The organism is Bradyrhizobium paxllaeri (genome assembly GCF_001693515.2).
GTDB classification, from domain to species: domain Bacteria; phylum Pseudomonadota; class Alphaproteobacteria; order Rhizobiales; family Xanthobacteraceae; genus Bradyrhizobium; species Bradyrhizobium paxllaeri.
Window position 1 is genome coordinate 1,761,717 of record NZ_CP042968.1, and the last position, 24,679, is coordinate 1,786,395.

Annotated in this window: 25 protein-coding genes; 10 read left to right on the plus strand and 15 right to left on the minus strand. The window is 64.2% G+C overall.

What is annotated here, in order from left to right:
• Window positions 1–202 precede the first annotated feature (202 nt).
• A complete protein-coding gene (locus LMTR21_RS08350; RefSeq protein ID WP_065751512.1) occupies window positions 203–559 on the minus strand; it encodes a DUF1236 domain-containing protein in 357 nt (118 codons plus the stop codon).
• A 238-nt stretch (window positions 560–797) separates the two neighbouring features.
• On the opposite strand from LMTR21_RS08350, the gene LMTR21_RS08355 reads away from it, so the two are divergent.
• Both LMTR21_RS08355 and ppdK read left to right on the plus strand, forming a co-directional pair.
• Entirely contained in the window at window positions 798–953 is a 156-nt protein-coding gene (locus tag LMTR21_RS08355; RefSeq protein WP_084030474.1) for a DUF3096 domain-containing protein, read from the plus strand.
• Window positions 954–1,044: 91 nt separating this feature from the next.
• Window positions 1,045–3,915: a pyruvate, phosphate dikinase gene (ppdK, locus tag LMTR21_RS08360; protein ID WP_065751513.1), complete on the plus strand. Its 2,871-nt coding sequence runs from the start codon at window positions 1,045–1,047 to the stop codon at window positions 3,913–3,915.
• Window positions 3,916–4,033: 118 nt separating this feature from the next.
• On the opposite strand, the gene LMTR21_RS08365 is transcribed toward ppdK, so the two are convergent.
• On the minus strand, window positions 4,034–4,237 hold the full coding sequence (locus LMTR21_RS08365; RefSeq protein WP_141688168.1) for a hypothetical protein: 204 nt from the start codon (window positions 4,235–4,237) through the stop codon (window positions 4,034–4,036).
• A gap of 150 nt (window positions 4,238–4,387) precedes the next feature.
• On the opposite strand from LMTR21_RS08365, the gene LMTR21_RS08370 reads away from it, so the two are divergent.
• The 6 genes from LMTR21_RS08370 (at window position 4,388) to LMTR21_RS08395 (ending at window position 11,476) form a co-directional block, all read left to right on the plus strand.
• On the plus strand, window positions 4,388–5,833 hold the full coding sequence (locus LMTR21_RS08370; RefSeq protein WP_065751514.1) for a cell wall hydrolase: 1,446 nt from the start codon (window positions 4,388–4,390) through the stop codon (window positions 5,831–5,833).
• A 302-nt stretch (window positions 5,834–6,135) separates the two neighbouring features.
• Complete coding sequence (locus LMTR21_RS08375) at window positions 6,136–7,386, plus strand: MFS transporter (RefSeq protein WP_065751515.1); 1,251 nt, start codon at window positions 6,136–6,138, stop codon at window positions 7,384–7,386.
• Between the two features lie 93 nt (window positions 7,387–7,479).
• Window positions 7,480–8,466, plus strand: coding sequence for an acrylyl-CoA reductase (NADPH) (gene acuI, locus LMTR21_RS08380; RefSeq protein WP_065751516.1), 987 nt, complete (start codon window positions 7,480–7,482; stop codon window positions 8,464–8,466).
• Window positions 8,467–8,573: 107 nt separating this feature from the next.
• Window positions 8,574–9,164, plus strand: coding sequence for a hypothetical protein (locus LMTR21_RS08385; protein WP_065751517.1), 591 nt, complete (start codon window positions 8,574–8,576; stop codon window positions 9,162–9,164).
• Window positions 9,165–9,365: 201 nt separating this feature from the next.
• Window positions 9,366–9,599 (plus strand): DUF6894 family protein, encoded by a 234-nt coding sequence (locus LMTR21_RS08390; RefSeq protein WP_065751518.1) that lies wholly within the window; start codon window positions 9,366–9,368, stop codon window positions 9,597–9,599.
• A gap of 188 nt (window positions 9,600–9,787) precedes the next feature.
• Entirely contained in the window at window positions 9,788–11,476 is a 1,689-nt protein-coding gene (locus LMTR21_RS08395) for a methyl-accepting chemotaxis protein (protein ID WP_065751519.1), read from the plus strand.
• 10 nt (window positions 11,477–11,486) lie between these two features.
• Here the strand turns inward: LMTR21_RS08395 and LMTR21_RS08400 are convergent, their stop codons facing one another.
• The 5 genes from LMTR21_RS08400 to ygfZ all read right to left on the minus strand — a co-directional run bounded on the left by LMTR21_RS08400 (window position 11,487) and on the right by ygfZ (window position 17,154).
• A complete protein-coding gene (locus LMTR21_RS08400; RefSeq protein WP_065751520.1) occupies window positions 11,487–14,216 on the minus strand; it encodes a DUF2339 domain-containing protein in 2,730 nt (909 codons plus the stop codon).
• Window positions 14,217–14,385: 169 nt separating this feature from the next.
• On the minus strand, window positions 14,386–14,892 hold the full coding sequence (locus tag LMTR21_RS08405) for a tyrosine phosphatase family protein (RefSeq protein ID WP_065751521.1): 507 nt from the start codon (window positions 14,890–14,892) through the stop codon (window positions 14,386–14,388).
• Between the two features lie 149 nt (window positions 14,893–15,041).
• Window positions 15,042–15,653, minus strand: coding sequence for a YfbR-like 5'-deoxynucleotidase (locus LMTR21_RS08410; RefSeq protein ID WP_065751522.1), 612 nt, complete (start codon window positions 15,651–15,653; stop codon window positions 15,042–15,044).
• Window positions 15,650–16,276 (minus strand): DNA-3-methyladenine glycosylase I, encoded by a 627-nt coding sequence (locus LMTR21_RS08415; protein ID WP_065751523.1) that lies wholly within the window; start codon window positions 16,274–16,276, stop codon window positions 15,650–15,652. Before LMTR21_RS08415 ends, LMTR21_RS08410 begins: the two co-directional genes overlap by 4 nt.
• Window positions 16,273–17,154 carry a CAF17-like 4Fe-4S cluster assembly/insertion protein YgfZ gene (gene ygfZ, locus LMTR21_RS08420; protein WP_065751524.1) on the minus strand — a complete coding sequence of 294 codons (882 nt, stop codon included), beginning with the start codon at window positions 17,152–17,154 and terminating at the stop codon, window positions 16,273–16,275. Before ygfZ ends, LMTR21_RS08415 begins: the two co-directional genes overlap by 4 nt.
• Before the next feature lie 138 nt (window positions 17,155–17,292).
• Between ygfZ and LMTR21_RS08425 the strand changes: the two genes are divergently transcribed.
• Window positions 17,293–18,627, plus strand: a complete 1,335-nt coding sequence (locus tag LMTR21_RS08425) for a dihydroorotase (RefSeq protein ID WP_065751525.1) — start codon at window positions 17,293–17,295, stop codon at window positions 18,625–18,627.
• A 112-nt stretch (window positions 18,628–18,739) separates the two neighbouring features.
• Here LMTR21_RS08425 and LMTR21_RS08430 read toward each other — a convergent pair whose 3' ends face one another.
• The 5 genes from LMTR21_RS08430 to LMTR21_RS08450 all read right to left on the minus strand — a co-directional run bounded on the left by LMTR21_RS08430 (window position 18,740) and on the right by LMTR21_RS08450 (window position 21,212).
• Entirely contained in the window at window positions 18,740–19,006 is a 267-nt protein-coding gene (locus LMTR21_RS08430) for a hypothetical protein (protein WP_065751577.1), read from the minus strand.
• A gap of 152 nt (window positions 19,007–19,158) precedes the next feature.
• On the minus strand, window positions 19,159–19,797 hold the full coding sequence (locus LMTR21_RS08435; RefSeq protein ID WP_065751526.1) for an HAD family hydrolase: 639 nt from the start codon (window positions 19,795–19,797) through the stop codon (window positions 19,159–19,161).
• Window positions 19,798–19,803: 6 nt separating this feature from the next.
• Window positions 19,804–20,181, minus strand: a complete 378-nt coding sequence (locus tag LMTR21_RS08440) for a TIGR02301 family protein (RefSeq protein ID WP_065751527.1) — start codon at window positions 20,179–20,181, stop codon at window positions 19,804–19,806.
• Between the two features lie 43 nt (window positions 20,182–20,224).
• Window positions 20,225–20,647, minus strand: coding sequence for an NUDIX hydrolase (locus LMTR21_RS08445; protein WP_065751528.1), 423 nt, complete (start codon window positions 20,645–20,647; stop codon window positions 20,225–20,227).
• Window positions 20,648–20,738: 91 nt separating this feature from the next.
• A complete protein-coding gene (locus LMTR21_RS08450) occupies window positions 20,739–21,212 on the minus strand; it encodes a hypothetical protein (protein ID WP_065751529.1) in 474 nt (157 codons plus the stop codon).
• Between the two features lie 104 nt (window positions 21,213–21,316).
• Between LMTR21_RS08450 and LMTR21_RS08455 the strand changes: the two genes are divergently transcribed.
• Window positions 21,317–22,075, plus strand: a complete 759-nt coding sequence (locus LMTR21_RS08455; RefSeq protein WP_065751530.1) for an SOS response-associated peptidase — start codon at window positions 21,317–21,319, stop codon at window positions 22,073–22,075.
• Between the two features lie 108 nt (window positions 22,076–22,183).
• Here LMTR21_RS08455 and LMTR21_RS08460 read toward each other — a convergent pair whose 3' ends face one another.
• The 3 genes from LMTR21_RS08460 to LMTR21_RS08470 are packed head-to-tail and all read right to left on the minus strand — an operon-like array spanning window position 22,184 to window position 24,665.
• Window positions 22,184–22,765, minus strand: a complete 582-nt coding sequence (locus LMTR21_RS08460; protein ID WP_065751531.1) for an NUDIX hydrolase — start codon at window positions 22,763–22,765, stop codon at window positions 22,184–22,186.
• A gap of 14 nt (window positions 22,766–22,779) precedes the next feature.
• Complete coding sequence (locus LMTR21_RS08465) at window positions 22,780–23,241, minus strand: GNAT family acetyltransferase (RefSeq protein ID WP_065751532.1); 462 nt, start codon at window positions 23,239–23,241, stop codon at window positions 22,780–22,782.
• The gene (locus LMTR21_RS08470) at window positions 23,238–24,665 is read right to left on the minus strand and encodes an FAD-binding oxidoreductase (RefSeq protein WP_065751533.1); all 1,428 of its coding nucleotides are present in this window, start codon (window positions 24,663–24,665) and stop codon (window positions 23,238–23,240) included. The genes LMTR21_RS08465 and LMTR21_RS08470 overlap by 4 nt, the downstream gene beginning before the upstream one ends.
• Between the last annotated feature and the right edge of the window lie 14 nt (window positions 24,666–24,679).

Genomic DNA, 24,679 nt, shown 5'->3' on the forward strand with positions numbered 1-24,679 from the left:
GCCCACCATCTCTCCAAACCGTTGCCTTGAAGGGTGGGCACGCTGCGCTTTGCCCACCCTACGCATCTACGCATCACGCGAGAGCCCTCACGCAAAACGAAAGCCCCGCCCGGAGGGGACGCCGAGCGGGGCCTTTGTCCGGTCGTTTCTCGCGCACATCCGCTTGCGCGGCGCCCGGACCTATCGTTCAGGCTACTGAGGTCTAATCGACCACCTGAACGATGCGACGCGAACGCGGTTCGACCAGCACCGTCCGGCCGTTCACGACCGTGTAGCGATAGGGCGTCATGCCGAATGATTGCGGCACGTCGTAAACGGTCACGCCGGTTTCCGGCAGCACGCTGCCGACGATGACGCGCTCGGAGATCGTGTAGTTCGGCACGCGTTCGCGCACGATGTATTCGCGGAAGGCCGGCCGCTGGTCGGCCGCGATGCCTTCATGTTCGCCGATGACGACCGTGCTGCCGCCGGCTGTGCCGATCGTGGTCTGCGCCTGCGCCGCGATCGGGGCGGCCATCGCGCCGGCGATCGCCGCAATGGCAAATAGTCTGTTCCGCATGGTCTACTCCTTCGCGAGAAGAGGCGCCGGCTTTGCCAGCGCACACAATGCGGGCCAATTCATCCCGTGCCGCATTGTTCCGGCAAAATGGCAGCCTCATACGCGGCATTTCTGGGGAATTGTTGCGGAGGCTGGAACCCCTTGAAGGGCTTGAGCGTCTTGCTATTCCCCCGCCGCGCCAGCGGCTAAGTTGCCGCCCTCGATTCGATTTCCCGCCCCCATCATCCCGGAGATTTCAATGACTATCACTGCTGCGCACATTTCCCCGATCATCGCCCTGATCGCGGGAGTCTTGATTCTGATTATGCCGCGGTTCCTCAATTTCATCGTCGCCATCTACTTGATCGTGGTCGGTTTGGCCGGTCTCGGCGTGTTCAAGATGTTGAGGTTCTAGCGCGGGAAAGCGGGGTTTCGCGGCTTGCGCGGAACCCCTCAAAATGGTGTAAGGCGCGCATCTTTCTCACCTTTTCGGATAGTTGGAATCCATGGCCAAAGCCGTCGCGAAGTCCAAGAAGGCTGCAGCGAAATCTGTAGCGAAATCAAAGTCATCGGTCCGTCCCAAGGCGGCTGCGGCCCCTGCCGCCCGGAAGACGCTGAAGAAGGCCCCGGCCAAGCCGGTCGCCAAGGTCGCCGCCAAGAAGGCTCCGGTCCGCAAGCCGGCTGTTGAGGTGGTAAAATCCGGCAAGTGGGTCTACACTTTCGGGGACGGCAAGGCGGAGGGCAAAGCGGGTCTGCGCGATCTGCTTGGCGGCAAGGGCGCCAACCTCGCCGAGATGGCCAATCTCGGCCTGCCGGTGCCTCCGGGCTTCACCATTCCGACCTCGGTGTGCACGTACTTTTATGCGCACGACAAATCCTATCCGGCCGCGCTGAAGGCGCAGGTCGAGAAGGCGCTCGAACATGTCGGCAAGCTCACCGGCAAGGCGTTCGGTGATTCCAAGAACCCGCTGCTGGTGTCGGTCCGCTCCGGCGGCCGCGCCTCGATGCCGGGCATGATGGACACCGTGCTCAACCTCGGTCTCAACGACAAGACGGTCGAAGCGCTCGCCGAACTCTCCGGCGACCGGCGCTTTGCCTATGACAGCTATCGCCGCTTCATCACGATGTATTCGGACGTGGTGCTCGGCTTCGAACATCATCACTTCGAGGACATCCTCGACACCTTCAAGGACAGCCAGGGCTACACGCTCGACACCGACCTTACCGGCGACGATTGGGTCGAACTGGTCGGCAAGTACAAGGATGCCGTGGCCCGCGAGACCGGCAAGGATTTCCCACAGGACCCGCACGAGCAATTGTGGGGCGCGATCGGCGCGGTATTTTCATCCTGGATGAACGCGCGTGCAGTGACCTACCGCCGCCTGCACGACATCCCGGAATCCTGGGGCACGGCCGTCAACATCCAGGCCATGGTGTTCGGCAACATGGGCGAGACGTCGGCGACCGGTGTCGCGTTCACGCGCAATCCCTCGACCGGCGAGAGCAAGCTCTACGGCGAATTCCTGATCAACGCGCAGGGCGAGGACGTGGTGGCGGGCATCCGCACGCCGCAGGACATCACCGAGGAAGCGCGCCAGGAATCCGGCTCCGACAAGGCATCGATGGAAAGCGCGATGCCGGAGGCGTTCAAGGAGCTGACGCGCATCTACACGATGCTCGAAAAGCACTACCGCGACATGCAGGACATGGAGTTCACGGTCGAGCAGGGCAAATTGTGGATGCTGCAGACCCGCGGCGGCAAGCGCACCGCAAAGGCGGCGCTGCGCATCGCGGTCGAGCTCGCCAATGAGGGCCTGATCTCGAAGAAGGATGCGGTGATGCGGATCGATCCGGCGTCGCTGGATCAGTTGCTGCATCCGACCATCGATCCCCAGGCCAAGCGCGACGTGATCGCGACCGGCCTGCCGGCCTCGCCGGGCGCGGCATCGGGCGAGATCGTGTTCTCCTCCGATGAGGCTGCAAAACTTCAGGCCGACGGCCGCAACGTCATTCTGGTGCGCGTCGAGACCAGCCCGGAAGACATTCACGGCATGCACGCCGCCGAGGGCATTCTCACTACGCGCGGCGGCATGACCTCGCACGCCGCCGTGGTCGCGCGCGGCATGGGCAAGCCATGCGTCTCCGGCTGCGGCGCCATCCGCGTCGATTACGGCCGTGGCACCATGAGCATCGGCTCGCGCACCTTCAAGACCGGCGACGTCATCACCATCGACGGTTCGCTCGGCCAGGTCTTGGCCGGCAAGATGCCGATGATCGAGCCGAAGCTGTCGGGCGAGTTCGGCACGCTGATGGGCTGGGCTGACGCGGTCCGCAAGCTCGGTGTCCGCGTCAACGGCGACACGCCCGATGATGCGCGCACCGCGGTGAAGTTCGGCGCCGAGGGCATCGGCCTGTGCCGCACCGAGCACATGTTCTTCGAAGAGACCCGCATCCGCACGGTGCGCGAGATGATCCTTTCCGAAGACGAGCAGTCGCGCCGCGCGGCGCTGTCGAAGCTGCTGCCGATGCAGCGCGCCGACTTCGTCGAGCTGTTCGAGATCATGAAGGGCTTGCCCGTCACGATCCGTCTGCTCGATCCGCCGCTGCACGAGTTCCTGCCGCACACCCAGGCCGAGATCGAGGAAGTCGCGCGCGCGATGAACACCGATCCGCGCAAGCTCGCCGATCGCGCCCGCGATCTCGCCGAGTTCAACCCGATGCTGGGCTTCCGCGGCTGCCGTCTTGCGATTGCCTATCCTGAAATCGCGGAGATGCAGGCGCGCGCGATCTTCGAAGCCGCGGTCGAAGCCGAGAAGCGTACCGGCAAGGCCGTCGGCCTTGAGGTGATGGTGCCGCTGATCGCGACCAAGGCCGAGTTCGACCTGGTCAAGGCACGCATCGACGCCACTGCGCAGTCGGTGATGAAGGAAACCGGTAAGAAGCTCGCCTATCAGGTCGGCACCATGATCGAACTGCCGCGCGCGTGCCTGATGGCCGGCGACGTGGCGCAGACCGCGGAGTTCTTCTCCTTCGGCACCAACGACCTGACGCAGACCACCTACGGCATCAGCCGTGACGACGCCGCGAGCTTCCTCGGCACCTACGTCAGCAAGGGAATCCTGGAGATCGATCCGTTCATCTCGGTCGATCGCGACGGCGTCGGCGAACTGGTGAAGATCGGCGTCACCCGCGGCCGCAAGGTCCGGCCGAATCTGAAGGTCGGCATCTGCGGCGAGCACGGCGGCGATCCGGCTTCAGTAGCGTTCTGCCACGAGATCGGTCTCGACTACGTCTCGTGCTCACCCTACCGCGTGCCGATCGCGCGGCTGGCCGCAGCGCAGGCGGCGCTCGGCAAGACGGTGGTGAGCCAAGCGTAAGTTTTTCACACCGCCAATCACAAAGACGACGTGATGCCCGGGCGAGTCCCGGGCGTTTGCGTTTTTACGCGCATGTGAGAGCCGTCATTGCAGGAGCGAAAGCGGCGAAGCAATCCATCTATCCGTTATGCCGCGCGATGGATTGCTTCGCTTCGCTCGCAATGACGGCTGAATGCTTCAGCACGCTAGCGTGAATAGGAACTCGCAACACCCATTGCGATATGCGACGTACACGCACATGCGCGCATAAAATTTCTTCATCATCTTCGTTGACGGGATATTTACCACTTTCATCGCGCGCCTGTTTACCAACACTTCTCATGCATCTCGCGAAATTCGCGCGATCTCTTGCGTGTAGCGCACGCGCCACGCCGATTAACTCCCCGGCAACCTAAATTCGATACCAACAAAAAAGGTCGAATTGCACGGATGTACTGACGTTCGACCCGTGTAAGCGTTGCGTGAGCGTACAATGTTTGTGTTGCGTAACCAGCCGAAGGGCGCGCGGTTCGCGCTCTTCGGCTTCGGTCTCTGCATCTTCGCATTGATGCCGACCGAGATCGGATATCAGGATATCGCCTCGCTGCTGGCCCGCCAGCCGGGCGTCGCCGAGCGCTGGCAGAAGCGCGTATTCTCCTCCGCCGGCACCATTCAGGTCGCGACGTTCTCCTTTGGCCGTCCGATCGGAACGTCCTCGCCGCAAACCGCGACCTACCGCCTCGCCAGCCTCGACAATCAGGGCATCGACATCACCGGTTCAGTGACCCGCAATCCGATCGTTGCTCCGCCGCCGCGCTATCACGCCACCGACTTTCCCAAGGTTGATCGCACGCTGAAGGGCGACCGCCTCGTCATAGCGCCGCCTCCGCCGGCAGCGAAGACGACAGGCCCGGCCGAGCGCGCGCCGGCGATCGAGGATCCCGCAACATCAAATTCATCGGTCAAGGGCGCCAAGACCGCCGAAGCAAATACCGCCGAGACCGCGCCCCCGGTCGCGCGCGCGCCGCTCGATCCCGAGCTGCAGGCCGCGCTGAATGCGCCGCCGCTGGATATGTCGCTATCGCTCGAGCGCAAGCCGCAGGACGAACTCAAGGTCGCGCCGAAAGCGGCCACGCCGCCGCGCGACGCATTCTCCTTCAAGACTTCGAGCCTGTTCTTTGGCTCGTCGCTCGGCTCGCCCGAGAGCATCGAGCGCTGGCAGCCCGGCGAAGAGCCGGTCATCGTCATGCCGGTCGCGCGGCCCGATCCCGACATGAAGGTGATGGCATCGCTTCCCGTCGATGCCGATGGTCCGGTGCGGGCGGGCGAGATGGGCGAGAGCGTTGCGCCGAAGGGCGAGGTCAACGCCGACAACCAGCGTGCCAAGACGCCGGCCGAACGGCTCGGTCTGTTCGACGAGAAATCGCGCGCCAAGTCGGAGAAGTGTCTCGCCGAAGCGGTCTATTTTGAGGCCCGCGGCGAAGCCGTGCGCGGCCAGATGGCCGTGGCGCAGGTGGTCTTGAACCGCGCCTTCTCCGGCAAATATCCGGACACCGTGTGCGGCGTGGTCTATCAGAACAAGCACCGCCACCTGGCGTGCCAGTTCACCTTCGCCTGCGACAACAACAAGGATGTCATCCGCGAGCCCGACATGTGGGAACGCGCCAGGAAGATCGCGAAGGCGATGCTTGACGGCCAGATCTGGCTGCCGGAGGTCGACAAGTCGACGCACTATCACGCCTATTGGGTGCGTCCGTCCTGGGTCAATGAAATGAAGAAGATGTACAAGACCGGCGTGCACACCTTCTACCGGCCGCGCGCCTGGGGCAATGGCAGCGACGCGCCGAGCTGGGGCACCGCCGCCGAGACCGCGGCGATTTCCGCGAAGCTCGCCGAAGCCGCGCAAAGCTCGGCCGAGCAGGCGAGCGTGAAGCGGTAGCTCTATCGGTCGTCCCTGCGAACGCAGGGACCCATAACCACCGGCTGTGGTTGTGAAACAAAGCCGAGCAACGGGCACTGCCCTCAAATCGCTCAGGCCGCGGCGTATGGGTCCCTGCGTTCGCAGGGACGACATCGTCGGCCCCTCCAAATTGCTCTCATTGCCCTCGCCAATTTTGCAGGGCTGCCCTGCAGCGGAAAATTTTTCTCTTCCGCCCCCTTGGGGTTTTCATGCATCTGCATTAACTCACCGTAACGTTTCGCGCGGCCATCACGGGCGCGGATTCGCCCAAGGGGAAACCAATGGCTGTAACGACCGGCGACACCAGTTCTTCCTCCGGCACCTGGCGCACGCCGCTCGTCATCATCATCTGCGGCTGCGCGATTGCGCTGTTGAGCTTCGGGCCGCGCTCCAGCCTCGGTTTCTTCGTACAGCCGATGAGCCGCGAGTTTGCCTGGGGCCGCGACGTCTTCGGCCTCGCGCTGGCGCTGCAGAACCTGCTCTGGGGGCTGGGGCAGCCGATTGCCGGCGCCATCGCCGATCGCTTCGGCATCCTGCGGGTGATGATCGTCGGTGCCTTGCTCTACGCCGGCGGCCTGCTCTTGATGCGCTATTCCACCGCGCCGCTGTCGCTCGATATCGGCGCCGGCGTCCTGATCGGCTTCGGGCTATCCGGCTGTTCGTTCAATCTGGTGCTGTCGGCGTTCAGCAAGCTTTTGCCGCCGGAGCGGCGCGGCATTGCGCTCGGCGCCGGCACCGCGGCCGGCTCGTTCGGCCAGTTCCTGTTCGCACCGTTTGGCGTTGCCATGATCGACAATTTCGGCTGGCAGACGGCGCTGACCGTATTCGCGCTTCTCATGCTGCTGATCGTGCCGCTGTCGCTGGCGATCGCGACGCCGCCTGCGACTTCCTCGTCGTCGAACGTTTCTGCCGCCGATCAGCAATCGTTCAAGACTGCGCTGGCGGAGGCGTTTGGCCATCGCTCCTACGTTCTGCTGGTGCTCGGCTTCTTCACCTGCGGCTTCCAGCTCGCCTTCATCACCGTGCATCTGCCGGCCTATCTGGCCGATCAGGGCGTGTCGTCGCAGACCGGCGGCTGGGTGGTCGCGGCGATCGGCCTGTTCAACATCATCGGCTCGCTCAGTGTCGGCTGGCTGCAGAATCTGTTTCCGAAGCGCTATATCCTGTCGCTGATCTATTTGACGCGCGCGCTCGCCATCGTCGCCTTCATCTCGTTTCCGATCACCACCTTCTCGGCAATCATGTTCGGCGCGGTGTCCGGCCTGACCTGGCTCTCCACGGTGCCGCCGACCTCGGCGCTGGTGGCGCTGATGTTCGGCACCCGCTGGTTCGCGACGCTGTACGGTTTTGCGTTCGTCAGCCATCAGGTCGGAGGCTTCCTCGGCGTCTGGCTCGGCGGCATCGTGTTCGAGCAGTTCGGCTCCTACACGCCGATCTGGTGGCTCTCGATCCTGTTCGGTGTGCTGTCGGCGCTGATCAACCTGCCGATCGTCGAGCAGCCGGTCGCCCGCCCGGTTGCACAACCCGCCTGATGCGGTAAACAGCCTCTCAAACCGCTTTTCGTCATCGCCCGGACATGTCCGGCCATGACGCGTGGGCGGTCAACGCAAGTCCGGGAGGTTGCCGTGGGAACGTTCAAGGCCATCAGGATCGACAAGGCGGACAAGGGCACCACCGCCGCGCTGACGCAGTTCGACGAAGCCGAGTTGATGGAAGGCGACGTCACGGTCGCGGTCGAGTGGTCGACGCTGAACTACAAGGATGGTCTTGCCGTCACCGGCAAGGCGCCGGTGGTGCGGCGTTTCCCGATGATCGCCGGTATCGATTTCGCAGGCACGGTCCAGCAATCCTCTCATCCCGGGTGGAAGGTCGGCGACAAGGTCGTCTGCAACGGCTGGGGCATGGGCGAGACCCATCTCGGGGCCTATGCCGAGAAGGCGCGCGTCAGGGGCGACTGGCTGGTGCGGCTGCCTGACGGAATCTCCACGCGCGATGCGATGGCGATCGGCACCGCCGGCTACACCGCGATGCTGTCGGTGCTGGCGCTGGAGAGACATGGCCTGACGCCGAAGAGCGGCCCGGTCGTGGTGACCGGTGCGGCCGGTGGCGTCGGCTCGGTCGCCACCGCCGTGCTGTCGAAGCTCGGCTACCACGTCATCGCCTCCACCGGGCGGACATCGGAGGCGGACTATCTCAAGGGGCTGGGCGCCGCCGAGGTGATCGATCGCGCCGAACTCGCGGGGGCCGCCAAGCCGCTGGCGAAGGAGCGCTGGGCGGGCGGCGTCGACAGCGTCGGCTCGACCACGCTCGCCAACCTGCTCTCGATGACGAAATATGGCGGCGCCATCGCAGCTTGCGGTCTCGCGGCCGGCATGGATTTACCGTCGTCGGTCGCGCCGTTTATTTTGCGTGGGGTGTGCCTTCTCGGCATCGATTCCGTGATGTGTCCGATCGAGCAGCGCAAGCTCGCCTGGAACCGCCTTGCCAACGATTTGGATAAGGGTAAACTAGCTGATATTACTCACGAAATAGGTCTGGACCAAGTGATCGGCGCAGGCGCCGAAATCCTCGCAGGCAAGGTCCGCGGTCGAATCGTGGTAAAAATTCTCTAAGGGTGTTCAGACTTTACCAACTAACGTGCTCCAATGTTGCCACGGTTGGTATGGTAAGCACGGGGTAAAGGCGGGCGCCCGCGCTATTGTTAAGTTGGAGTAGCTGCATGCTTGCGCGTTTGGTTCTGGGGGCCGTCTCGGCAGTCGCGATGATCGTTCCTGCGATGGCCGGGATGATGAACGCCGACGAGGCGCGCAGGTTTGTGTCCGGCAAGGTCTTCGCCTTCACCTGCTTTGACGGCACCCGCGGAGCGGGCCGCATTCTCGACGATCTCGGCGCGGCCGGTTCCATCCAGTTCAGCGGCTCGGGGCCGATTCGCCATGTCCGCCTGCCCGGCAACACGCTGCAGATTCGCGGCCAGGCCGTCTGCGCTTCCATCAAGGGGCTGCCGTTCGAGCCGTGTTTCAATCTCGACAAGCGTGACGATCGCTCGTTCCGCGGCTCGGTCTCGGGCATGGGCTTCGCCTATTGCGATTTCCGCCATCAGGGCGCCTCGCAGATGCTGATAGCGCGCTCGGTGGCGCGGCCGCGCTCGCTGCATCGGCGGGGTACGGCCGACGCACGTGCCGAAGTCACCGCACGGGTCGAAACGCCTGCGGTCGAGAGCGCCAAGCTCGAACCGGTGAAGTCCGAGCCGGCCAAGTCTGCGCCCGCCAACGCCGAGGGCGCCCCGGAGCTGCGTCGCTCGACCGATTGATCGCGGTAGCAGCCGCAGCAACCGGGTCGACAAGCCAGTCGTCTCGTGGGCTACCGGCGCGGCCAGTGATCATCCCCCAGCCATTGGCTAATGCGACCCCGTAGTCATACGGGCTGGCGCATTCATGTCCTGGTAGCGAATCTTGTTCGAAGTGGTGGCCGGCAGGGGAAGGCCGGGGCGGACCAACACATGAGAACAATCATGCCGCTGTATTTTTTTCGGATCAGCCACGGTCGCTACACGGGCGCGTCCGATCAGGGATCCGAATTTGAAAGCCGCGAGGCGGCCTGGTCCGAGATGACCAAGGTTTGCGGCAACCTTCTCGGCAGCCTTTCACGCGGCCTGAAACAGAACGCCGAATGGCAGATGGAGCTTCTGGACGAAGCCAAGAAGCCGGTATTCAGGATTCGTCTGGTCGCCGAGTCAGTCCGTTAGCGACTGATAGCAACGCGCGCCTGTATCCGGGTAGTTCTACGCATCCGGGTAATTTTACTGAGCTTCCAGTTAACCATCGCTTGGAACCTGATGCGTTACGGTTGCCGAATATTCCCGGCGCATCGAAATTTGACGGCGGTTCCTCATAATTCAGCGGCGCCTACCTCCAACGCTTGAGAGAGCTAGCCATGTCCGCACTTTCCATTCGCGCGAAGGTCATCGCTGTGATCGCTTTCATGCTGATCGCGATGTCAGGCATGGGCCTGCTCGCAATCCGCAGCATGCAGGTGATCAATGCCCACACGGTGGAGATCGCCTCGAGCTGGCTTCCGAGCGTCCGCGTGCTTGGTGAGCTGCGCGCGGACATCAACCTGTTCCGTATTGCGCTGCGCGCCCATGTGATGGCGGAAACGCTGGAGGCGAAGGCCGCCAACGACAAGCGGCTGGCCGGCATCCTCGAGCGGATCGCGAAGGACCGCAAGGTTTACGAGCCGTTGATATCCACTCCCGAAGAGCGCTCGATCTACGACAACTGGGCGCGCGCCTGGGACAGATACATCACCGGCGTGCAGGAAGTCATCGAATTGTCGCGCCAGAGCATCGGGCGGATTCCGCATGAGGCGAGCGAGGCCATCTCCAAGAAGGTCGCGGTGATCGCCGCCGAATCCGATGCGTTCCTGGAAAAAGCCATCAACCTCAGCAATGCGGGTGCGGATACCGCGACCAGGCAGGCCGCGGAAGGTTACAATTTTGCGTTCTGGATCGTTCTGGGCATTGTCGCTGCCGTCGTCATCTGCGGCGTCGGCATCGGCTTGTATCTGGTTCGCGATCTCTCGCGCGGGATCACGGCCATCGTGCAGCCGATGCAGGCGCTCGGAAGCGGGGATCTGGCCGCCGAAGTGACGCGCCGCGGCGAGAAGACCGAAATCGGCGCCATGGCCGACGCCTTGCAGGTGTTCAAGGATGCGCTGATCGCCAAGAAGGCCGCCGATGAAGCGGCGGCGCGCGACACCGAAGCCAAGATCGAGCGCGGCCGCCGCGTCGACGGCATCACGCGGGATTTCGAAGCCATGATCAGCGAGATCGTCGAAACCGTTTCCTCGGCCTCGACCGAACTCGAGGCTTCCGCTGATACCCTGACCTCGACGGCAGAGCGCGCGCAGGAGCTCGCCACCACCGTCTCGGCAGCCTCGGAGGAGGCCTCCACCAACGTTCAGTCGGTCGCATCCGCCACCGAGGAGATGGCATCATCCGTCAACGAGATCAGCCGGCAGGTGCAGGAATCGGCACGGATGGCGAGCGATGCGGTGGATCAGGCCGCGAGGACCAATGATCGCGTCGGCGAATTGTCGAAGGCGGCGGCCCGCATCGGCGACGTGATCGAGCTGATCAATACCATCGCCGGCCAGACCAATCTGCTCGCGCTCAACGCGACGATCGAGGCGGCGCGCGCCGGTGAAGCCGGCCGCGGCTTTGCAGTCGTTGCGTCGGAGGTGAAGGCGCTGGCCGAGCAGACCGCGAAGGCGACCGGCGAGATCGGCCAGCAGGTCACCGGCATCCAGGCGGCAACACAGGATTCGGTGAACGCCATCCAGGAGATATCGGGCACGATCGCAAAGCTGTCTGAAATTTCCTCGGCGATCGCGGCCGCCGTGGAAGAGCAGGGAGCGGCCACGCAGGAAATCTCCCGCAACGTGCAGCAGGCGGCGCAGGGCACGCAGATGGTCTCCGCCAACATCACCGACGTGCAGCGCGGCGCGACTGAGACGGAGACCGCCTCATCGCATGTTCTCTCCGCGGCGCAGTTGCTGTCGGGCGACAGCAACCGTCTCAAGGTCGAGGTTGCCAAATTCCTCGAGTCGGTGCGCGCCGCCTGATTGGCGTGCGCTAGCCTCCCGTGGGCGTGCCTGGCGCGACCGGCGCTGCCGCTTGCCGGCGGAACAGGATCCGCTGGTACAGCCAGCCGATCGCCACCAGCACCAGGCCGAGGCACATGAAGGACAGCGCGCGATAGACGCCGGTCAGTGTCGACATGTCGATCAGGAAGGCTTTCAGGATCGTCAGTGCGATGACGACCGCCGACGCCAGCCGCGCGCGCTGCGAGTTGAAGAGAATGCCGATGCCGAGCAGCACGACGCCGAATGCCAGGTACGCGATCGAGTAGGTGTATTGCTCGGCGCCGGTGGTCGGGCCTGTGGCCATGACCGGGCCGTGATAGAGTCTCCGGATTTCGAACGTCACGTAAGCGAGCGCGAGGATGAGCGCGCCAGCCGCGATCGTGTTGGCGTAGGCGACCGGACGCTGCCCCGCCACGGCATAGGACAACAGCAGCGCGAGCACTGCGGGCAGGGCGTAGCCCAGCAGCAGCAGGTTGATGACCGTGCCGCCGACGTCGATATGCCAGAGAATCGGATTTTCCAGTCCCAGTAACCCGAACAACGCCGCCAGGCCGGCAAACACCGTGAGGAGAATTGCGCCGGCGTTGTGAATCACGCTGCCGGTACGGATGCGCAGGCGCTCGAGCCCGATTGCCATCGCCAGCGCCACGCAGACCTGCAACGCAATCTCGGTGAGGCCAGCGCTCTGGCTATAGACGTCGCCCTGATTGACGACATGGCGGATTTCCATGAACGCCAGCAACACCGTGAACAGGATCGCCGCCGCCTCCACCGTCCGCAGCGGCGCGTCGTCGCCGCCGCGGCGCAGGAAGATGCTTCCGGCCCAGAACGAGAGCGCTGGAATGCCGTAGCCCCACAACAGCCAGTTGAAGATCGGGGTGGTGCCGACGGCGCTGCCCACGATGCGCGGATCGTCAGCGATCCGCAGCACCACGATCGCAGCCAGGATCGCGGCCAGCGAGCGCAAGAACGGAATCGGCCGCTGCGTCGAAATCCACGCGGTACCTGCCGACATCAACGCCAGCGCAATTGTGAGCCAGCCTTTTTCCAGCGCGAATGTCAGCGCCAGCGCCAGCGCGGCGAGTGAACCGGTCGCAAACAGCGCGATTGAGGCCTGCAGTCCCGGACGGTCTTCGCGCTTGGCGAGGATCTCGGTCGCAGCGGCATAGGCCGCGGCGAGCGCGACCGCGAGGATCGCAAACGGAATCGAGCGGTCGAGATGCGCGATGCGGGCGTAGAGCGCGACCAGAAGCGCCAGCGGCGTGAAGACTGCCGCGGCCGACCAGATCACCGGTATGACCGGTCCTGTCGAACGCCCCTGCGCGAGGAATCCCGCCACGCCAAAGCCTGCGGCGAAGATCGCGGCCGATATCAGGTGCAGCGACACCGATCCGTCCGTGACGTTCGGTCCAATCCCTGACAACGGCCCACCGGGCAGCACCAGCATGTCAGGATTGGCGCGAACGGCCCATTCGGCGAACACCACGAAGACCAAAGCGGCAGCGGCTCCGACGGCGCCAGCGGCGGCATCGCTGCGCCAGGCAACCGCCAGACTGCCTGCCACCAGTAAGCCGAACACGATCATCGCGGTATCGGCATGGAAACTGTTCAGCACGATCAGGGTCGCGCCGAGCAAATAGGCCGCCAACGAGCCGGACGAGATCGGCTCGACCTCGCCCTGATCGGCGGGCGGGCCGAACATGAAGCCGCAGACGACAAGCAGCGCGGCGAGAATGAAGCCGACGAGCACATGGAATGCATGCGGGCCGACCATCGAGGGACCGCATTGCAGGCAGGGGAACGTCCACAGCAGTGCAAACACGATGGTGGTGACCGCGAGCCAGCGCCACAGCCTGATACGCGCGAGGCCAAAGGCCGCGGCGGTGACGATCGCGAGGTAAATGTAGAGCGCCCAGTAGTCGGCCTTGCCGGACGAGACCAGCACCGGCGTGACGAAGGCGCCGACGACACCAAGGCCGGCGAGCGCAGGCCCATGCAGCAGCGCGGCCGCCAGCGTGCCCATCGCCACCAGCCCGAGCAGGATGAACGCGGTGGCCGGCACCAGGAAGCCGTACAGTGCATAGGCTGCGTAAATGGTGGCAAACGCTACCGCCGTTCCGGCAGCGGTGAGAATGGCCGGGATGTTGGCGATCGGAAGGGCTGCAATGGAAGACACGCTTTCCTTGCGGCGCGTCCACTCACCAGCCAGCAGCAGGGCCAGCGCGAACAGGCCGCCGAGAATGGTGCGCACGCCGGGGCCGAGCAGGCCGGCCTCGATCGAATAGCGAACCATGAAGAAGCCGCCGAGCGCCAGCGTCAGGCCGCCGACCCACACCACCCAGCGGGTGCCGATGGTTTCCTCGAAGCCGCGATCGGGCTGCGGCAGGGGAGGCGGCGGAGGCGGCGGAGGCGGAGGCGCAGCCGCGCCGGCAGCTTGCTCGAACGCCTCGGGGCCGGCAGCGGGCGCGATGGATTCCGTGTCCGGAATGATCGGCGGAGGCATCGGTGGGGCCGCGCCTGAAGCCGGCGGCAGGCTCTGCTCGAACGCCTCGAACGGGGTGAGCGGCGGGGGTACGGATCGGGCTCCGGCCACTGGCGCGGCCTGGATCGCCTCCAGGCGCTGGCGCAACTCCTCCACCTGATTCATGGCCTTCCGCGCAAAGATCAGGGCGATGATCGCGATCAGGAGCGCAAAGAAAACGAAGGGGTCGTCGAACATCGGGCCTCCAGGCGGGCGCGTCAGAGTATTAACCGGCCACGTCCGCAGCCCGGTTGCAATCCTGTGTGCGTCTTTGTCCGCTAAAAGTTCAAATCACGCCCGGCGGGCAATGTCGCACGCTTCGCCGCAAATGATATGGCGTTTTCGTGCCATTGCCCTTGGAGAGGCTCTATTCCAGATCGAGCTGGAAGGGCCGGCCTTCGACCGTCATGCTACCCGGGCCCATTTCGTCGAGAGCGCGCAGCATCCGCCCCTCGCGCCCCAGCGCCCTGTCGGCGAGGCTGACGATCAGCCGGTTCGGCGAGGCGATCGGCGAACGGGCGCGAATTTGCCGGGCGATCTCGATCTCGGCACGGTGCGGATTGAGCGCACAGGCGGCGGCAAACGCGCTCGCTGTCGAGCGGCTGATGCCGGCATAGCAATGCACGACCATCGGCGCGGTACGGTCCCAGCCTCGGACGAAATTCAGGACCCTCTCGATGTGCAGCTCCGACGGTGCGACAAAGCCATCCATCTGTTCGGTGATGTCGTCCATCGACACCCTCAGATGGTTGGCTTCGAGTATCGAAGCGGGGCGCAGCACCTGGTCGACATTGGCCATCACGGTGAGAATGTGACTGGCGCCGGTCGCCCTGACGGTCTCGGGAAGTGCGGCAAGCGAGCAGACGTGAAGCATGACGTTCCCTGGGTATTTGCCGCGATTATAGCCGCTGGCCGTAGGGTGGGCAAAGGCGCGTTTGCGCCGTGCCCACCATCTATCCAGGCGGCATTGTGAATGGTGGGCACGCTTCGCTTTGCCCACCCTACGTTTCTACAGCGGCCCCATCACCCGAGCAGCAGCGTAAATCGCGCCAAAAACTGCTTCTCGGCCCGGGCCGCGGTCCACGGCGTCAGGTAGTCGCGCACCGTGGCTTCGGGCAGGCCGGGGTCCCTGCCGAACAGGCGCTTCGCTTCGCTCACCGAAAATCCTGCCAGATGGGTGGCTTCGAGATACGCTGCACCGCGATCGGCCGCCTTGATGGCCTTGGTGATTTCGTCGGCGATAACAGGCGGCAGGCCGAAGCGAATATGGATCGCCGCCAGCAGCCGCTTCTCAACCACCTTGTAGTCGCCGCCGAGCACCGCCTTGAACGGCGAAATCATGTCGCCGATGACGTATTCGGGCGCGTCATGCAGCATCGCGGCGAGGCGGAAGCTGATATCGACGCGCGGCGTCTGCTCGCGCATCACGGCTTCGACCAGCAGCGTGTGCTGTGCCACCGAGAAAATATGCGCGCCGCTGGTCTGCCCGTTCCAGCGCGCCACGCGCGCCAGCCCATGGGCGATGTCGGCGATCTCGATATCGAGCGGGGAGGGGTCGAGCAAATCGAGTCGCCGCCCCGACAGCATACGCTGCCAGGCTCGGGTAGCGACGCTGGACGATTTTCGCGGCGTCATTTGGCCTTGAGGCGCGGCTTGCGGAGCTTGCCGCTGCAGCTCTCGTGGCAGAAGCAGGTGACGAGATGATCGTTGACCATGCCGGTGGCCTGCATGAAGGCATAGACGATGGTCGGACCGACGAACTTGAAGCCGCGCGCGCCGAGCTCCTTTGAGATCTTGACCGAGACCGGCGTCGAGGCCGGTACACTCGCGGTGGTCTTGAACTGGTTGACGACGGGCTTGCCGTCGACGAAGTCCCACAGGAATTTGGAGAAGCCCGCGCCTTCTTCCATGATCTTCAGGTAGGCCTTGGCGCTGTTGACCGCGCCCTCGATCTTGGCGCGGTTGCGCACGATGCCGGCATCGTTCATCAGCGCATGGACTTTCTTGTCGCTGTAGCGCGCGATCTTCTCGGGTTGAAAATCGTCGAACGCTTTGCGGAAGTTTTCGCGCTTGCGCAAAATCGTGATCCAGGACAGCCCGGCCTGGAAGCCGTCGAGTATCAGCTTCTCGTACAGCGCGCGGTCGTCATATTCGGGCACGCCCCATTCGGTGTCGTGATAGGCCATGTAGAACGGATCTTCGCCGGGCCACGGGCACCGCATCTTGCCGTCAGGGTGCAGGCGCGCAGATTTGCTCATGCGACGGTCTGCTTCGGTGGGGTGCGAACGTCGTTCGGATCGGTCAGCCGGATTGCAAGGCCACCGGCTGTCAACTTAAGTCCGGCATCGAGCGCATCCGCAACGCGGTCGATCCGGACCAGCGCGAGGCCATGGCCGCCGGCGGTCGATCCCATGGTGCCGAGCTGCTTGTCGCCGCCGAGAACGGCGACGCCGGTCTCGGGCGAAAAATCTTCCAGCGTGACCCGCACGATCCGCGTGCGCGCGGTGCCGCGATGCTGCATCCGCGACACCACTTCCTGGCCGACATAGCAGCCCTTGTCGAAATCGACGCCGTGCAGACGGTCCATATTGGTCTCATGCGGGAACGCGTCGCTGTACATGAAATCCAGCCCGCCGCGCGGCACGCCCAGGGCGATGCGATGGACCTCGTAGGCCTCGCTGTCGACGAGATCAGCGCCGAGCACGTCGGCGACCTTCTGCTTGAGATCTTCCGATACGAGAATGCGCCAGCCGAGAGCTTCGTGCCGCGGATCGGCAAAGGCGAGATCGGGCTTCATCGCGGGCTCGCCGTCCCAAGCCGCCAGCACGCCCATGCCGTCGGAAATATTCTCCACCTTGACCTTGGCGCGCAGCTTGTAGAAGCCGAGCTTGTCGGCGAGGTTCTGCGCCAGCGCGCGGGGCGCATCGATCAGGAAGCCGCCGCCGTGGCCGTCCGGGGCTTCGGTGATCAGGAAATCGGCCGTGATCTTGCCCTGCGGCGTCAGCAGCGCGCCGAACCGGCCAAGGCCGGGCTGCAGCAGCGCGACGTCTGTGGTGATGAGGCCGTTGAGGAAGTTGCGGGCATCCTCGCCGCTCACCTTGACCACGCCCCGGTCTGGAAGAAACGCTGCTTTCATAAGCTAAAACGGCCTCTTTTGATGCTTATCTGAAGTTCCTGGGAAAACGCAGGCGATGGATATCCCATGCGAAGTTAAGGCGCTAAGGTGCCGCCAACAAGCCCTGCACGAGAGCCTTAAAGCGGGCGTCGAGGACCGATGAATCAACGATTTGATACCATTCTAAAATCCGGCACCGTGGTCAATCAGGACGGCGAGGGTGTCCGCGACATCGGCATTTCCAATGGCCGGATCGCCGCGATCGGCGGGCTCGGACAGGCTTCCGCCGGCGAGACCATCGACTGCAAGGGCCTGCACATTCTGCCCGGGGTGATGGACACGCAGGTGCATTTCCGCGAGCCCGGGCTGACGCACAAGGAAGACCTCGAGACCGGCTCGCGCAGCGCCGTGATGGGCGGGGTCACCGCGGTGTTCGAGATGCCGAACACCAATCCGCTGACGGTCACCGAGGAGACCTTCACCGCCAAGATCAAGGCCGGTCACCATCGTATGCATTGCGATTTCGCCTTCTTCATCGGCGGCACCCGCGAGAATGTGAATCATCTGCCTGAACTGGAGCGCGCGCCGGGTTGCGCCGGCGTCAAGGTGTTCATCGGCTCCTCCACCGGCGCGCTGTTGGTCGAGGACGACGAAAGCCTGCGGCGCATCTTCCAGGTGATCCGCCGCCGCGCCGCCTTTCACGCCGAGGACGAATACCGCCTCAACGATCGCAAGCCGATCCGCGTCGAGGGCGATCCGCGCTCGCATCCGATATGGCGGGACGAGACCGCGGCGCTGATGGCGACGCAGCGGCTGGTCAATCTCGCGCGCGAGACGGGCAAGCGTATCCACGTGCTGCATATCTCCACCAAGGAGGAGATCGAATATCTGCGCGATCACAAGGACGTCGCCTCCTGCGAGGCGACGCCGCATCATCTGACGATGGCCGCACCCGAATGCTATGAGCGGCTCGGCACGCTGGCGCAGATGAACCCGCCGGTGCGCTCGGCCGATCACCGCGAAGGCATCTGGCGCGGCATCGAGCAGGGCATCATCGATGTGCTTGGCTCGGACCACGCGCCGCATACGCTGGAAGAAAAGGCCAAGACCTATCCGGCTTCGCCCTCCGGCATGACCGGCGTGCAGACGCTGGTGCCGCTGATGCTCGACCACGTCAATGCCGGCCGGCTGTCGCTGGCGCGTTTCGTCGATCTCACCAGCGCTGGCCCCGCGCGGCTCTACAACATCGCCTGCAAGGGCCGTATCGCCGCGGGCTATGACGCCGATTTCACCATCGTCGACCTCAAGCGCACGGAGACCATCACCAACAAATGGGTGGCCTCGCGCGCGGGCTGGACGCCCTATGACGGCGTCCGCGTCACTGGCTGGCCGGTCGGCACCTTCGTCCGCGGCAACCGCGTGATGTGGCAGGGCGAGGTGACGACGCCATCAACCGGCGAGCCGGTGCGGTTCCTGGAGACGTTGAAGGCGTAGGGCAGAATTTCTCCCCCGTCATTGCGAGCGCAGCGAAGCAATCCATGGCGCGGCATAACGGATAGGTGGATTGCTTCGTTGCTTCGCTCCTCGCAATGACGACGGAGCAAGTCTACTGCTTCGCCAGCGCCAGCGAAAACTCGCCGTTGCGCACGCGCGCGGAGAGACCATCCGCGAATTTCGCTACTGCATCCTCGCCATAGGTCGAGACCAGTTCCGCCAGTGCGGTGAACAGGCTCGCCTGCGCCAGGCAGTCGCCATCGACACCGTCATGCCGCGCCTCCGCCCAGGCCTCGCTGAGGTAACCGAGCGCAGTCCGCTTCTGTTCGAGATCGGGAAGAGGGTCGTGGGCGATCGGGAAGGTGGCTGGGCGGCTCATGAAGCTCAACGAAATCTGCGCGCGAACCAGGGCGGAACGCATCCTCACGCGATAAGCTGTAGCACGCGGTGCTGATGCGCCTAGCCACATCTTTAGGAAAGGTTAACGGCGCTGTTGATATTTGCGGCGGCGGTTCCTTGAGGTCGCCTGCTTCAGGAAATGCAGCCGAGAATCGCGCCCGGCGTGGCGCAGACATGGTGCGCACCGGCGCCCAGCAGTTCGTCGCGGCTGCCGTAGCCGTACAGCACGCCGATGCCCTTCATGCCGTTGTTTTTCGCCCCGACCATGTCGTGGCTGCGGTCGCCGATCATCAGGGTTTTGGACGGATCGACGCCGACTTCTTTCAACGCGTATTCCAGCAGATGCGATTTGTCGGCGCGGGTGCCGTCGTACTCGGCGCCGAACACGCGCTCGAAGTGCTTGCGCAAGCCGAAATGGTCGATGATGCGTTCGGCGAACACATGCGCCTTGCTGGTGGCGACGAACAGCCGGTGACCGGACGCACGGAGCGCGGTCAGCACCTCGTCGATGCCGTCGTACACGCCGTTTTCGTAGAGGCCGATGTCGGAAAATCGTTCGCGGTAGAGCACCACCGCCCGGTCGGCGGCATGATCGCCGCCGAGCAATCTCACAAAGCTCGAGCGCAGCGGCGGGCCGATGCACCAGGTCAGTTCGTCCGCGGTCGGGATCGTTGGATGATCAAGCCGTTGCAGCGCGTATTGGATCGAGCGGGTGATCCCAAGCTTGGGGTCGGTCAGCGTTCCGTCGAGGTCGAAATAGATGGCGTCCATGGACCCTCAGTTCGCGTAGCGCGCGGTGAGGTCGCGCGAGATCTTTGAACCTTCCTCGATATATCTGCGAATTGCGACCGAAGCTGCGGGGGTGCAGGTCCGGTAGGTCTGCTGAAAGCCGTTATAGCCGCGGTTGAAGCCGGCGATCATGCGGGCGCGGCGGTCGCCGGAGGGAGTTTCGGCGTCGATCAGAGCCTGCATTTCGTTGCGCCATTTGGCCCCTTCATTGGCGCCGCAAATGCCCCGGAGGTAGTGCAGGGTGCCGAGTATCTCGGCCAGCCGCTGCAGTTCGCCGTCAAACGGCGCGGCCGCATCCTGGGCCCGCGCCGGGGCCAGATGGCATGCCGAAATCAGGATGAGGGCGGCGAGGGCGTGCTTGAGCATTTGAGGGCCGATATGCCCCCTCGGGACGCCCGAGGCAAGGCGTCTAGACCAGCTTCCGGGCGGCCTCGATGACCTCCAGGAGGCCGCCGGTGACCTTGAGGCCGCCGAGCTCTTCCGGCGCCAGCCATTTGAAATGGTCGTGTTCGTCGTTCAGGACCGGCTCCCGGGCGGTCCAGCGCGCCGCGAACGACATGATCAGATAATGCCCGCCGCCGCCGCCGGCCCCGGGCAGCACCTCGCGCCAGCCGGCCAGGCCCAAAATCTCGATTCTGAGCCCGGTTTCCTCGTCCACCTCGCGGTGGAGGGCGGTGTGCAAGGATTCGCCGAATTCGACCCGGCCGCCGGGGAGCGAGTAGAAGCCCTTGCCGGGCGAGCGGGCACGGCGGACGAGCAGGACCTTGCCGTCGCGAAAAATCGCGCCGCTGACGGCGAGCTGGGGGCGGGTCGGCTGGAGAGGGGCGGTCAAGGGTCGGTCCGGTAAGCAGGTTCCTGTGGAACGATCATGCCCGATCGGTCCGCGCAGGTCTAATGGCGGCGGGCTGGAGCCAGGCGCAAGGCTAGTTCGTCAGCGCGGATTCGATATCGGTGTCGGAATTGCCGTTGATGACGCCGCCGGCCATCGCCACCAGCGGCTTGACCCAGGCGGTGGCCTGCTCGGCCAGCGTGGAGCGGGTCTTGTCCTGCTGGGCTTCGCGCATCGCCTTGCCCACCGCTGATAGAATCGACGTCATCGTAGCCGTGAGTTTGTCGAAATCGGCACGGACCTTGGGATCGGCGGATTCGTAGGCCTCGATCGCGAGGTCGCGGGCCTTGAAGTTGGACGCCCAGAAATGCTCGGCGTAGGACAGCGGCGTCCAGGTGAGAAAATCCTCCGCGCATTCCGGCATGTCCGGAACCATTTCGAGCAGCATGATGGCTTCGTTGAAATGATTCAGGTAGTCGGTGGCGAGCCCGGTGCGGGGATTGATGTTGGCCGCGCGCAATTGCTCCGCACGGGCCTCGTCTATACGGACCGTCGTCGGTGGCGGCATCGGGCGATCGGATCGCACTTCTGTGGCGGCCGTAACATTCATCTGTTCCACTGTTAACACGGTGGGTTAACACCCCTTAAACAGAAGCTTGAGTTGATCAGATAATGTGCGGACGTTTCGTTATTACCTCGCCGCCGGCGGCGCTTCGGCAGATCTTCGGTTATATCGAGCAGCCTAATTTCCCGCCGCGGTATAATATCGCGCCAACTCAACCGGTTCCCGTGATCATTCTGGAAAATGGCGGCCGCCATTTCCGGCTGATGCGCTGGGGGCTGGTCCCGGCATGGGTCAAAGACCCCCGTAAATTTACGCTCCTGATCAACGCGCGATCCGAGACGGTGCTCGACAAGCCCGCGTTCAAGAACGCCATCAAGCGGCGGCGCGTCCTGATTCCAGCCGACGGCTATTACGAATGGCAGGATGCCAACGGTCGCAAGCGGCCGTTCTTCATCCATCGCCGCGACGGCCATCCCGTCGGCTTTGCTGCGCTGGCGGAGACCTGGATGGGGCCGAACGGCGAGGAGACCGACGGCGTCGCCATCGTCACCGCGCCCGCCAGCCGCGATCTCGCTAGCCTGCATCATCGCGTGCCCGTGACGATCGCGCCTGAGCAATTCGAGCGCTGGCTCGATGGCCGGACCAATGACGCCAACGACGTGATGCCGCTGCTGCGCGGACCGGCGGAGGGCGAGTTCGCCTGGCACGAGATTTCCACGCGCGTCAACCGCGTCGTCAATGACGACGCGCAATTGCTGCTGCCGATCACCGACGAGCAGCGGGCGGAGGAGGAGCCGAAGCCCGCGAAGAAGGCGTCGCGCAAGGCGGCGGTGGAAGAGGATGACGGGCAGGGCTCGTTGTTTTGAAGGCGTCGCGATCTCTTGTAGGGTGGGCAAAGCGAAGCGTGCCCACCATCTATCCAAGCAATCATCGCGAATGGTGGGCACGCTGCGCTTTGCCCACCCTACGGCACCTCAGCGAAAAATATTCAGCGCGGCGTATTGCAACAGCATGATGGTTTTGGCGTCGACGATGCGGCCGTCCGATATCATCGCAAGTGCCTGGTCGATCGGCAATTCCAGCACCTCGATGTCCTCGCCTTCCTCGACGAGGCCACCGCCATCGCCGACGCGCATCGCGGCTTCATATTCGGCGACGAAGAAGTGCAGCTTCTCGGTGACCGAGCCCGGGCTCATGAAGGCCTCGAAGATCTTTCTGATCTCACCGAGCCGATAGCCGATTTCTTCCTCGGCCTCCGCACGGATACGCGCCTCCGGCGACGCGTCGTCGAGCATGCCGGCGGCGGCCTCGATCATCAGCTCGTCGTAGCCGGCAAGATAGGTCGGCAGGCGGAACTGGCGCGTCAGCACGACGCTGCGGCTTGCGACACGATACGGCAGCAGCGCCGCCGCATGGCCGCGGTCGAACACCTCGCGCTTCATTGTCTGCCACTCGCCGCTGCCGCGGCGATAGTCGAACTCGACCTCGTTCAACCGGTAATGCCGGTCGGAGAGCACGCTGATATTCTTGACGCGGACACGATCGGAGATGCTCATGAAAATCCTTCAGCTCACCGCGTCGGCGCGCGGCCGTCGAGCCATTTGGCGAACACGACGGTCTGGGCCTCTTCGTAGCCGATCGACTGATAGAACGCGGCGACGCCGGCGTTTTCGCGTCGAACCATCAACTGCAGTTTCGGCATGCCAGCGGCGCGCAGCCAGTCCTCGGCCGCATTCATGATGGCACGGCCAAAACCTTTCGCGCGGAGCGCGGGATCGCTGGCGACGTAATAGACCCAGCCGCGATGACCGTCATGACCGACCATCGCGGTAGCGACGATCGCATCGCCGTCGCGGCCGATCAGCACGGTCGAGTTCGGCTCGCGGCGGGCGAGGGCAATGTCGGCGGCGGGATCGTTCCACGGCCGCGTCAGGCCACAGGCCTGCCACAGCGCAATCACGGTCGCAACGTCAGCATCCGCGATGTCGGTGATGGCGAGCGCGGGAGTTGGCTTCGCGGCAGGCGCAGTCACAGCACTTTCCCCGGATTCATGATGCCGAGCGGGTCGAGCATCGCCTTGATGCCGCGCATCAGTTCGATCGCGACCTTGTCCTTTACATCGGGCAGTTCGTCGCGCTTGAGCACGCCGATGCCGTGTTCGGCGGAGATCGATCCGCCCATCCGCAGCACGATCTCGAATACGACCTCGTTGACCTCATGCCAGCGCGACATGAAGTCGGCGGTGTTGCCGCCGACCGGCTGGCTGACATTGTAATGAATGTTGCCGTCGCCGAGATGGCCGAACGGCACCGGCCGCGAGCCCGGAATGAGTTTCACCACCGCTGCATTGGCTTCCTCGATGAACGCGGGGACCGCGGCAACCGGCACCGAGATATCGTGCTTGATCGAGCCGCCTTCCGGCTTCTGCGCCGCCGACATTTCATCGCGCAGTTTCCAGAACCCGGCGCGCTGCGTCAGATTCGCCGCGATCACGGCATCATCGACGATGCCTTCCTCCATTCCCTTGGCAAGGATCGATTCCAGCGCGGCACGGGCGTCGTCGCGCGAGGACGACAATTCCATCAGCACGTACCAGGGATGCTTGGTCGTGAGGGGATCGCGGATGTCGATGCCGTGGCGCAGGCTGAAATCGACGGCGATGTCGGCCAGCAATTCGAAGCTGGTCAGGCTGCCGGCGGCCTCGTTCTGCGCAATCGACAACAGTTTGAGGGCCTGCGCCGGCGATTGCAGGCCGACATAGGCGGTCTCCACCGCATGCGGCTTCGGAAACAGCTTTAGCGTCGCTGCGGTGATGATGCCGAGCGTGCCCTCGGCGCCGATGAAGAGGTTGCGCAGGTCGTAGCCGGTATTGTCCTTTTTCAGTTTCGACAATCCGTTCAGGATTCGCCCGTCGGCGAGCACCACTTCGAGCCCGAGCGCCATTTCGCGCGCCACGCCGTAGGCCAGCGCCGCCGTGCCGCCGGCATTGGTGGAGAGATTGCCGCCGATGGTGCAGCTTCCTTCCGCGCCGAGTGACAGCGGGAACAGGCGATCGACCTCGGCCGCACGCTGCTGCGCGATCTGCAGCACGACGCCGGCTTCGCAGGTCATGGTGTTGGAGGCGGGGTCGATGTCGCGAATTTTATCCAGACGCCGCAGCGAGACGACGACCTCACCATGATGTGGGGTCTGACCACCGACGAGGCCCGTGTTGCCGCCCTGCGGCACCAGCGCGATTCTGTGCTCGCTGGCGAGCTTGCAGATCGCGGATACTTCCGCTGTCGAGCCGGGCCGTAGCACCAGCGGCGAGCGGCCATGGAACAGGTCGCGTTCCTCGGTGACGTAGGGCGCGATATCGGCCGCATCGGTCACCGCATATTTGTCACCGACGATAGCGCGGAATTTTGCGATCAGCTCGGCGGGAAGCGGCGGCACGGAATTCTGGACGACATTCATTTTCTTCTTCTCTT